This window comes from Terriglobus albidus (genome assembly GCF_008000815.1).
In the GTDB taxonomy this organism is placed as follows: Bacteria; Acidobacteriota; Terriglobia; order Terriglobales; family Acidobacteriaceae; genus Terriglobus; species Terriglobus albidus_A.
In genome coordinates, this window is record NZ_CP042806.1 from 2,719,214 (window position 1) to 2,729,694 (window position 10,481).

Sequence of the window (10,481 nt, forward strand, 5' to 3'; positions counted from 1 at the left end):
TCATCACTATAGCGTCCATTCTTACGGCGGCAAAATAAAGCTGACGGCCCCAAATGGGCACTAGCAGCATGATGCGCGGTTCTCTGCGGTGTAGCATTTCGAAGACCAATTGCGGCAAGAAAGAGGCATCCCTCTAAGGAGACGATTCGTGATCAGATCCGTTTTATTCCTAAGCCTGCTACTCCCCGGACTCCTGGTACCCGCCCTACCCGCACAGCAGTCCCGTAAGGCAAACATCTGGAAGCAGACACTCACCGAACGCCTGCCCCTGCTCGGCCACCGCAACTGGATTCTCGTTGTCGACTCTGCCTATCCACTGCAGACCTCACCCGGCGTTGAAGTAGTCGAGACCGACGCGGGCCAGATCGAGGTCACAAGAGCAGTCCTCGCTCAGATCAAAGACTCCATCCACGTCCGTCCAGTCATCTTCATGGACGCGGAGTTGCCCTTCCTCACCGAAGAAGACTCGCCAGGAGCAAACGCCTACCGCCAACAAATCTCCGCGGTACTGCACAACTACACCATTCAGAACGAACTGCACGAGCAGCTTATCGCGCAAGTCTCCAACGCCGGCAAGGAGTTCAGGATTCTCGTCCTCAAGACGCGCCTTACCGTACCTTACTCCTCTGTCTTCATCCGTCTTGATTGCAAATACGTCAGCGCCGATGCCGAAGATCGGCTCCGTGCTCGAATGAAGTCTGGTGTCCAGCCTTGAAGACATTCCAAGGTATTTTCTTCAGGAATGTGCTTCTTTGTGCGAAATCTTCCTTGCGGCGCCCATTCTGAGGTGCCGTCCATACAGCCCCTCCAGGTAGCTGCTGAAAGCAGGCTGATACGGCTTCGGGGAAGGCCTGGACCCTTATCTCACCGGAGAGGCAGTGGGAACCTCTGTAGCAAAGGCGCCCAAATCGGAAAGCTTGTATTCCAATCATCCAGCTTTTGTGTAAGCATTGTTCGCCCGCGATGGGCGGCTGTGCCGTGAGGCGAACGATGAAGGTTTTATCGCCCATGAGTAGGACCATCCGCTACCGAGACATAAGAGCGGCTGATCGGCACAAAGCCGGGAAGGTCGGTCTGGATCCGGACGCGAAGAAGCGCTCCGCTGCCGGGATCGATAACGATCTCTCCGTGTTAGCTGGGGACATTGCCTTAGCACTCTCCAGGCCCCGAAATCCATCCACGGCAAAAGGAGAACATCCATGAAAACGTACCAGGGAAGTGAGATCCGCAACGTAGCTGTAGTTGGGCATGCGCACAGTGGAAAGACAACCTTGATTTCCGCGTTGCTGCATGCCGCAAAAATGATCGATAAGCCCGGACGGGTTGAAGACGGAACAGCCGTTACAGCCTATGACGAAGAAGAAGTTTCCAGACGAACAACCATGCAAAATGCCGTTGCCTTCGCAGAATGGCAGGGCCTCAAGATCAATTTCCTCGATACTCCCGGCTTCCACATGTTCTGTCACGAAGCCCGTGCCGCCATGCTGCCGGTCGAATCAGCCGTCGTGGTGATTAATGCGCAAAATGGCATAGAAACCGTCACGGAACGCGTTTGGAAGTTCGCGGAAGAGTTCGATCTTCCCCGGGTTGTCGTCATCAATCAGGTCGACCATCCCAAAGCCGACAGCCACAGCGGACGCGAGGCCATGCTGGAAGACATGCGCGAGCGCTGGGGGCGTCAGCTCGTTCCCGTCCAGCTCCCCATTGTCGATGAATCGGGTTTTCACGGAGTCGTCGATCTTGTCACCATGGAGGCCTTCTACTACACGCCTGATGGTGACGGACGCGGGAAGATCGGCGAGATTCCCGGCCCCTTGCATACCCGGGCGAAGGCAGCCCACGAGGCCCTGGTCGAACTGGTCGCCGAAGGCAAAGACGAACTCATGGAAGAGTTCTTCCGCGAAGGCACCATCCCGGAGCAACACCTGATCACGGCGCTCCATGAAGCCATTCGCGAAGACCGCATCTTCCCGGTGCTCTACACCAGTGGGGGCCGCAATGTTGCCACAGACCACCTGCTCGACTTCTTGAAGGTCTACGCTCCTGCTCCGATCGAGCGCGAGCCGGTCGCAGCCCGCGCCCTTAAACAGGCAGTCGCGGTTCAGGCCAACGGGCACGGCAACGGCAATGGCAATGGCGACGGAGCCACCGATGAGATGGTCCTGCGCCACGTCGATGACCAGCAGCCATTGGCACTTTACGTCTTCAAGACCATGACCGACCCATTTTCGGGCAGAATCTCCTTCTTCAAGGTGATCAGCGGAATGGTGAAGAATGACGCCACCGTTGAAAACTACTCTCGCAAGGAGCAGGAGCGCCTGGCTCACCTGAGCGTTATGCAGGGACGAAAGGCCATCGAGGTCAGTGAACTCCACGCCGGAGACATTGGCGCGGTGGCCAAGCTGCGCGTCACCCTTACCGGAGACACACTGGGGGCTAAGGGGCAGGACATCTTCCTCCAACCCCTGGCCATGCCCGAACCGGCGATGACCTATGCCATTGAACCCAAAACGCGTGCCGACGAAGATAAGCTGGCTCCGGCTATCCACAAGCTCATGGAAGAAGATCTGCTGATTCGCTTCTTCCGTGACCCACAGACGAATGAGTTTCTGTTGGCCGGCGCCGGGCAGCCGCATATCGAGGCCATCGTCTCCAAGCTCAAACGGCGCTACCACACGGAAGTCACCTTGAAGGCTCCCAAAGTCCCCTATCGCGAGACCATTCGAGGGCGGGCGGATGCTCAGGGGCGCCACAAAAAGCAGACTGGCGGCCACGGACAGTTCGGCGATTGCAAGATCAAGATGGAGCCCCTGGCCCGCGGAGCCGGGTTTGAATTTGTCAACGACATCTTTGGTGGCTCAATCCCAAGGCAATTCGTCCCCGCTGTGGAGAAAGGCATTCTGGAATCGGCAGCCCGCGGCTATCTGGCCGGCTATCCGGTTGTCGACTTCAAAGTAACTCTGCACGATGGCAGCTATCATGACGTCGACTCCAACGAAATGTCCTTCAAGATGGCGGGGAGACTCGCCTTCCGCAAATGCATGGAACAGGCCAAGCCTGCTCTATTGGAGCCAATCATGCACGTCGAAATTGAGGCTCCTGAGGAGTTTGCCGGGCCGTTAATGGGCGACTTGAACGGACGCAGGGGGCGGGTCCAGGGCATGGAGAGCCATGGCAAACAGACTTTGATCAAAGCCGACGTTCCTATGGCGGAGATGCTCAGCTACGGCACGACCCTTACCTCTCTGACCCAGGGGCGGGGCAGCTTCCGCATGGAGATGGATCACTACGACATCGTTCCGCAACCGGTGGCGGAGAAGATTCTGGCAACAGCCAGGCGGCCAGTTGAAGAGGAGGAGGAATAAAGCCGCCGTAAACCAGGTGGGCATACGTTGCCACGTATGCCCGCTCACTCACAACGATGGTTGGCTGCGCTAACTATGCGCCACGATGGCCGGTCGGCTCGGCTTGCGACTTTAGATTCGAACGAAGATCTTTTGGCGATACATCCAGAAGAGCATAAGCCAATAGACAAGCATCACTGCCACTCCGAGGAGTAAGGGCTCATAGCCAGGTCCGAGAATGCGGAACGGGGTAAAGCCGAGATGGGTGTGGAGCGACCCGAGGATGAACTCTTCGCATAAATGGGCGATGAGATAGGCCGCCATTGAGTTCAGTCCCACAACGACGAGCGGGAATGCCCAGCGGCGGAATCCTTTGATGTCGATGATCCAGGCAAAGGCGGAAAGAAAGAAGAAGCACATGCCGCCGCTCCAGAGCGTCCAGGCTGGGGTCCAGATGCGCTTGACGATGGGGCAAATGCCGGTGAAGTGGAGGGCGAGCCCCAGTGCGGCCAGGCCTATGCCGGCGGACAAGAATTTCTTGAGAGGGACCTGCCCTGGAGACTCGCGATACCAGCGGCCCGCGATGAGGCCCAGAAGCATGGTCCCCAGTGTAGGAATAAAGCTAAGTGTGAGGTAGCCTCCACGGTTAAAAGCGAAGCGTGACTCGCGCGGGAAGAGATTCAGGAACCAAACATCGAAGGCGTTGCCGAAGTTCGAGTTCTTGTTCCAGTGGGAAGCAAAGCCGGTGAAGTTGTGGTGCCAGTCCGAAGGAACACCGACGGCAGCGTAATCGAAGCCAGGACCAGGCGCGGGATAGAGAGCCCAGACAAGCCAATAGACGAAGAGGATCGAGGCAAAGTCGATCCATTGAACACGCGGCCGACAGAAATACAGTAAGAAGGCAAAGGGGTAGCCCAGCCCGATTTGCGAAAGAGTGTCTTCAAACGTGAAGTAAGTGATGTGGTGGCCGACGGAGCGCAGAAAGACGCCGAGGAAGACGAGCAACAACGAGCGCCAAAGAGCATGGCCGGCTTGTTGGCCGAAGGTCTGGCCCTGGCGGGTACGCGAAGCAATCGAGTAGGGAAGCGCGACGCCGACGAGAAACGTAAATGACGGCTGAATCATGTCGTGCAGGCTCATGCCTGCCCACTCGACATGCGTCTGATTGTAGGCGAGGACGCGCCAGAACAAATTGCCGGGATGGGCACCGTAAGTATCCGCGAAGCGCATAATCTCGCCCATCATGAGCAACATGACCAACCCACGGTAGGCATCGACGGCCACATTCCGGACAGCGGGTTTGCTCATGATTTCTTCGCTCGCCGTTTTGGACGTGCTGGATTGATGGGGAGCTGTGGCGGGAAGAGTGCCGGCAACATTCATGCGAAGACCTCAGAAGGGATGTCCATTCGCAGACGATCCATTGGAGTTGAAGAGAGATCCAACAGGGACGCTATGCGCATTCGTTTTCGACTCGTACCGAATGTTTTACTATTTCTTCGTTTCGGTAATCGCTCTGTCAAGGAAAATATTGGACTTAGGCGGCATCGCTCTGCAGCGGGAGTTGGAGAAAATCCTGACAATGGCCAAGCGGCGAGTTAAAGAAGAGAGCCGTCGTAAATCAAGAGAGGGCGGGAGTAGCCTATGCACCCACCGTCAACTGAAGCACCGCATTCACGAATGGAGGTTAAACCTATGGATCGTAGACAGTTTCTTCAAAGCGCAGCGGGTGCGGCTATCTCCGCGACGGTACATCCCCGCGATGCGATCGCCGCGCCGCTCAAGTCAACAAAGATGATTGGCATACAGATTGGCGCAGTCTCGTTTGCAGACGAAGGAGTGGAGAAGGTTCTCGATGAATGCGAGCGCGCTGCTGCGGTTAATACGCTCTTCGTTGCGACCTTTACTTATGGTCGCGGCATCGCCGGACGCCAGGTTCCGGGGCAGCCTCTACCGGATCACGGAAGCCAAAAGTACGATACCGACACCTTCTTCGGCGGTTCCTACACAAAAATCAATCCGAAGTACTACTCTGACACAGTCTTTAAGAGTTTTCGCGCGCCAGATCTTGGCGATTATGACGTGCTCGAACAGGTCATTCCTGAAGCGAAGAAGCGTGGCATGAAGACGATTTGCTGGTACGAAGATGTCTTCCGGAAAGATATTCCCAATATCGAGAGATTGCAGGAAGTGACACTCTCGGGCGAGAAGGCTGCGACGCTGTGCTTCAACAACCCTGAGTATCAGCACTGGCTCATGGCCATAGCGGAAGATTGGTCGCGCTCCTATGATATCGACGGCGTGATGTGGGATCGGAGCGGCAGGGTGCATTCTCCAACGCTCTCGGCGCAAGCCATGCTCATCCGAACCCATCTACGGTGACATGCTTCTGTGAGTACTGTTACGCAAAGGCGCGGAAGCAGGGGATCAACCCAAACCGGGCCAGGCAAGGTTTTCTTGAGTTAGAGAAGTTTGTTCTTGCTGCGCGTAAGGGCACGCGTCCTGTCGACGGATACTACGTTCAACTGTGGCGCCTGATGCTTCGTTACCCGGAGCTTCTCGCGTGGGAGACGCTCTGGACATCGAGCCTCCGCGAGGTGCAGAAAGCAATCTACGATCGGGTGAAGTCCGTAAACTCGAAGCTCGGAGTCGGTTGGCATATCTGGCATAACAACTCGTTTAACCCTATCTACCGCGCGGAGCAGGATCTCGCGGAGATGGCGCCGTACTCAGACTTCCTCAAAGTGGTGATCTATCAGAATTGTGCGGGAGAGCGCATGGTGGACTACATCGACAGTGTGGGGACCTCCTACTTTGCCGATGTGCCGAGGCAGGAGTTGCTCGACTTCCATTATCGTGTTCTCGATTACGGTAGCGAGAAAGATCTCAAGACGCTTCCTGCCGCTGGCTACTCTTCCGATTATGTCTATCGTGAAACCAGGCGGGCACGCGAAGGGCTCGCCGGTACACAGACGAAGCTTTGGCCCGGAATTGACGTGGACATTCCTACCGCCAAAGGAAACGCCAGGTGCACTCCTGCCGGAACCAAAGGCGCTGTAACAGCTGCGTTCCGCGGTGGAGCAGATGGCATCATCGTTTCACGCAAATACTCCGAAATGAAATTAGAGAATCTTCGCGCCGTTGGCGAGGGCTTGAAAGAGCTGAATCTGGCCTGAACTCCGCCTTTTTTACTGGACTGGATCATCGAGGGAATGGTTGCTAACGAGATCCATCATGTTGTCGAGCAGGACGTGGACGCTTTCGGAAAGTTCAACGTGCCAACGTCCGGGGTATTGCCCCATAAGAAGCGGCTGAGAATCAGGAGCAGCGGCAACAGATAAGCGATGCCATTTGCCGATTCTCCAAGCGGCAGCGGGACAAAGAAAATCGAAGCTGCAAGCGTATCGAACCAGTTCCACCGGCGTGCCATAAAGAATGGCGCAAGAATCAGAACGTAGGCGTACCACCCCAGCGGAGCACACAGGATTCCGGCAATAATGCCAATGCCGCTGGCTGTGTCGAAGTCGGGCCGATACTTCCATGCGTAGCCCAACAGGGCGGCCGCGACGACCGCGGCTACAGTAATGCCGGTGGCGGTATGCCCGAGCCGGGTGAAGAATGGCATCAGAGCGATGTTTTTGTGATCGATCCAGTGAGGATCATGAGCAATGGCCGCAAGCCAGTCGCGATACACCCCCGGTCCATAAATCAACAGGGGAGCAGTCGAGACCAGCGCCGACGCCGTAACGGAAAGCAACGCGGTCCTGCGATGGCCGGCAAAGAACAGGATCACCGGCCAGAGCAGAAACGTAGGCTTGATTGCCACGAGCAGGCCCATGCATGCGGCACACCAGACCACCCACCCCTTCTTATGGAAATGCCACGCCAGCGTGGAGAGGAGGAACAGGAGTCCATAGATCTGTCCTGAAGAGACGGCCGCGATAACCGGAACCGATGCCAAAAGACAAATCGCCTGCCGGCCTTGCAGACCGGGACCGAGAAGGAGCGTGCCGGCGGCGAACCATAGGGCCGAAATGATGATTTGCAGGACGATGAACCGGGGGATGGTCAGATGCGCCAACAATTGGAAGTAGGGCAGCAGGACCGGCGGATTGAGGTTGACATCGGGTGTTGCGGCTTTACCGCCGTACGAGGAGTAGTCAACCCTGCCCGTCTCTGGATACGCAGCATATGGATTGAGGCCGTGGATCGCTGCGCGGCCGCTCTCCCAATAGGTTCCGAAGACGGCATACTTACCAGGGCCTCTTGGCGCGAGAGCGAAGATAAAAACCGTTCCCAGAAGAACGATCCATGCGCAGAATCGGGCCAGGCGTGAACGCAGTGCCGTCGGTGGCTGAGAAATCTCAGCGAGCGTGCTCGCCATCGTTTGACAGTCCTCAGGCTGTCGCAGGGAGGGCTTCCACTCTAGCACGACGAGAGCCGAAAGCGTAGGGCTTCCGCATCTGTCGGCGTTTTCCGCAATGAAAACGCCGCTCGCATACTACTTCCGGGATTCCCAGTAACCGGGAAAATGCTCTAATCCCCGATCAGGTGCAGCACTATTCCCCGTCGATGAGGATGTACCCGGTGTTCGAAAAGGTAGATGCCTTGCCAGGTGCCCAATACGAGACTGCCATTCATTACGGGGATCGACAGCTGCACTTGGGTCAGTGCTGTTTTCAGATGAGCGGGCATATCGTCGAGCCCTTCGTAGTTGTGCTCGTACGGTCCATCCTCTGGTGCGAGCCGGTCGAAATAGGCTTTGATGTCCCGGCGCACAGTAGGGTCAGCATTCTCCTGGATCAGAAGCGAAGCTGAGGTGTGCCGGCAAAATACCGTTAGAAGACCAGTTTGCATCTTCTGGCCCGCCACCCATTCGTTGATGGTTGCCGTAAATTCGTATAGCCCCTGGCCACGCGTCGAAATCTCAAGCTTGTGTACTGCCTGCTTCAATATCTTTGCCTCTGTTTTCCCGGCCAATGGCCTAGTAAGTAGCACGTCCGCCGCTTGCGTCGTAGCACTGCGCGGTCACGAAGGAGCAGTCAGGGCTGGCCAGGAAGTGCGCCACGGCAGCGATCTCTTCCGGCGTGCCGGTACGTTTCATCGGGATCTTGTCCGTCATATAACTCACCTGTTGTGGCGTGAGCTGCTCCAGGATCTTCGTCCGGACGACCGCGGGACTGATTGCATTGACGCAAATACCCTCGGTTGCGACCTCTTTGCCGACAGCTTTCGTTAGTCCGATCACTCCCGCTTTCGTCGCCGAATAGGGGACCATTCCAGGATTGCCTTCCTTACCGGCGATCGAAGCGATGTTCACAATACGGCCATACCTGCGCCCGCGCATGTGGGGCAACACGGCACGGCAGAAGTAGAAGATGCTGCTCAGGTTGACGGCGACGACCTTCTCCCATGTCTCTGGAGTCTGTTCCCAGATAGGACCTGCAGGACCAGCGATTCCCGCGTTGTTTACGAGAATGTCGATCTGTCCTGTGCGCTTAAGCACTTCGGCGACACATGCCTCGATCGAGGATTTGTCGCTGACATCCACCTTGAGAGCAAAGGCTCCGTTGTCGATGCGTGTGGCGACGCTCGTCGCGCCTTCGAGATCCAGATCCGCAACGGCTACAGTCGCACCGGCCTTTCCAAGCCGCGTCGCGATGGCTTCACCGATGCCTGTGGCTGCGCCTGTGACAATAGCCGTCTGTCCTTTGAGTTCAAACATTCCAGCGCTCCTGCAGCGAGCTCGAGATCCTCACCGTCCCGCGAAAATATTCTGTCATCAAGTAGGGTCTTACGTCGTGCTTTGGGCTGGACGACTTCTCACAAGCGCAATCAAACCCGCATTTAAAACCGTAAGCGCTGCCAGAAGGTACAAGCCCGCGTGTTGCGAGCCGAAGTGTTGATCAGCCCAGACCTTGAGGTTGGGCGCCAGGAAGCCCCCAAGATTACCCATTCCTATTACAGCGATTCCGCCCGCTGCTGCGCGGTCAGCCAGGTATCCCGTTGGAAACGTCCAGAAAAGCGGCTGGACGGCAATAAAGCCGGCCACCGCAAGCGAAAGCATCACCAGGCCCATGCCTGCTCCGCAGGCAGGAAATGCAAAACTCGCGCAGCCCGAGATCAGTAAGGTCAACGATGCGAGTTGCCGATGCCTGCGGAACTTGTCGGCGACATGCGGCAGGAGATAGACGGCAGCCAGCGTGCAGATCCACGGTATCGCCGACACCAGGCCGACTTCGATCCCCACGGGTCTATGCATAAGAGCCGATATTTCGGCCGGGAGATAGAAGACCGCGCCATACGTGCTGGTTTGGATGAGGGCATAGATCAACAGGAAGTGCATGACTCGACGATCGCGAAACATGGGCAGGAGTTTCGTTGGCCCAGCGGAGCTCCGTTCTTCTTCTTCAAGCGTCAACCTATTCGCTAACGCCTGCTTTTCCTCGGCCGGCAGCCAGGAAGCATTGGACGGCCTGTCATCCAGATACCAGAAAGCGAACAGACCGAGAACGACAGCCATGAAGCCTTCCACGAGAAACATCCACTGCCAGCTTTGAAGCCCCAAGAACGGGGGCATCTCAAGCAGCAAACCCGAGAGCGGTCCGCCGAAGATGAGTGCAAGTGGAACACCCAGGTAGAACAATCCAAGAATCCGGCCACGAATGCCGTTAGGAAACCAATAGGTCAGGTAGAGAATTGCGCCTGGGAAGAAGCCTGCCTCCAGAACGCCTAGCAGGAACCGTAAAAAGTAAAACGATGCAGGCCCCCTCACGAACATGGTGGCCATCGATATGGCTCCCCAACCCACCATGAGGATTGCAAGCCACTTCTTCGCACCTACCTTGTGAAGAATCAGGTTGCTGGGAAATCCGCATAATGAATAGCCAACGAAAAACAGACCTGCGCCCAAAGCATAGACAGCTTCGGAGATGCCCTCCGATCTCTCCAGAACCTGTTTTACAAACCCAATATTCGAGCGGTCGAGAAATGACACAACGTACATCAGCATAAGGAAGGGCACCAGCCGTTTCACCGTTCGCGAGGTCGCGCGGTTCAAGGTGGAATCAGAGGTGTCGAGAGCTGCGAGCGGTAGGTTCAATGCCGGCCTCTTCAGGTGGATTGAATTCTATACAG

Annotated in this window: 9 protein-coding genes; 4 read left to right on the forward strand and 5 right to left on the reverse strand. The window is 56.6% G+C overall.

Features of this window, described 5'->3' with window-relative positions:
- Positions 1-148 precede the first annotated feature (148 nt).
- Positions 149-715, forward strand: coding sequence for an RbsD/FucU domain-containing protein (locus FTW19_RS10810; protein ID WP_147647636.1), 567 nt, complete (start codon positions 149-151; stop codon positions 713-715).
- A 484-nt stretch (positions 716-1,199) separates the two neighbouring features.
- Positions 1,200-3,365 (forward strand): elongation factor G, encoded by a 2,166-nt coding sequence (fusA, locus tag FTW19_RS10815; RefSeq protein ID WP_147647637.1) that lies wholly within the window; start codon positions 1,200-1,202, stop codon positions 3,363-3,365.
- Between the two features lie 111 nt (positions 3,366-3,476).
- On the opposite strand, the gene FTW19_RS10820 is transcribed toward fusA, so the two are convergent.
- Entirely contained in the window at positions 3,477-4,652 is a 1,176-nt protein-coding gene (locus FTW19_RS10820; RefSeq protein ID WP_147647638.1) for an acyltransferase family protein, read from the reverse strand.
- A 387-nt stretch (positions 4,653-5,039) separates the two neighbouring features.
- On the opposite strand from FTW19_RS10820, the gene FTW19_RS26090 reads away from it, so the two are divergent.
- Together FTW19_RS26090 and FTW19_RS26095 are read left to right on the forward strand one after the other, a co-directional pair.
- Positions 5,040-5,726, forward strand: coding sequence for a family 10 glycosylhydrolase (locus tag FTW19_RS26090; protein ID WP_246153672.1), 687 nt, complete (start codon positions 5,040-5,042; stop codon positions 5,724-5,726).
- The gene (locus FTW19_RS26095) at positions 5,723-6,520 is read left to right on the forward strand and encodes a hypothetical protein (RefSeq protein WP_246153673.1); all 798 of its coding nucleotides are present in this window, start codon (positions 5,723-5,725) and stop codon (positions 6,518-6,520) included. Before FTW19_RS26090 ends, FTW19_RS26095 begins: the two co-directional genes overlap by 4 nt.
- 56 nt (positions 6,521-6,576) lie before the next feature.
- On the opposite strand, the gene FTW19_RS10830 is transcribed toward FTW19_RS26095, so the two are convergent.
- The 4 genes from FTW19_RS10830 to FTW19_RS10845 all read right to left on the reverse strand — a co-directional run bounded on the left by FTW19_RS10830 (position 6,577) and on the right by FTW19_RS10845 (position 10,446).
- Entirely contained in the window at positions 6,577-7,728 is a 1,152-nt protein-coding gene (locus FTW19_RS10830; protein ID WP_147647639.1) for a glycosyltransferase family 87 protein, read from the reverse strand.
- A gap of 152 nt (positions 7,729-7,880) precedes the next feature.
- Positions 7,881-8,297, reverse strand: coding sequence for a secondary thiamine-phosphate synthase enzyme YjbQ (locus tag FTW19_RS10835; protein WP_147647640.1), 417 nt, complete (start codon positions 8,295-8,297; stop codon positions 7,881-7,883).
- Positions 8,298-8,328: 31 nt separating this feature from the next.
- Entirely contained in the window at positions 8,329-9,069 is a 741-nt protein-coding gene (locus tag FTW19_RS10840; RefSeq protein WP_147647641.1) for an SDR family NAD(P)-dependent oxidoreductase, read from the reverse strand.
- Between the two features lie 69 nt (positions 9,070-9,138).
- The gene (locus FTW19_RS10845; protein ID WP_222705568.1) at positions 9,139-10,446 is read right to left on the reverse strand and encodes an MFS transporter; all 1,308 of its coding nucleotides are present in this window, start codon (positions 10,444-10,446) and stop codon (positions 9,139-9,141) included.
- Positions 10,447-10,481 lie beyond the last annotated feature (35 nt).

Coding starts and splice junctions, on each gene's coding strand:
- fusA (WP_147647637.1), top strand. CDS start 1,200: ATGAAAACGTACCAGGGAAGTGAGATCCGCAACGTAGCTGTAGTTGGG.
- FTW19_RS10820 (WP_147647638.1), bottom strand. CDS start 4,652: ATGAGCAAACCCGCTGTCCGGAATGTGGCCGTCGATGCCTACCGTGGG.
- FTW19_RS26090 (WP_246153672.1), top strand. CDS start 5,040: ATGGATCGTAGACAGTTTCTTCAAAGCGCAGCGGGTGCGGCTATCTCC.
- FTW19_RS10830 (WP_147647639.1), bottom strand. CDS start 7,728: ATGGCGAGCACGCTCGCTGAGATTTCTCAGCCACCGACGGCACTGCGT.
- FTW19_RS10840 (WP_147647641.1), bottom strand. CDS start 9,069: ATGTTTGAACTCAAAGGACAGACGGCTATTGTCACAGGCGCAGCCACA.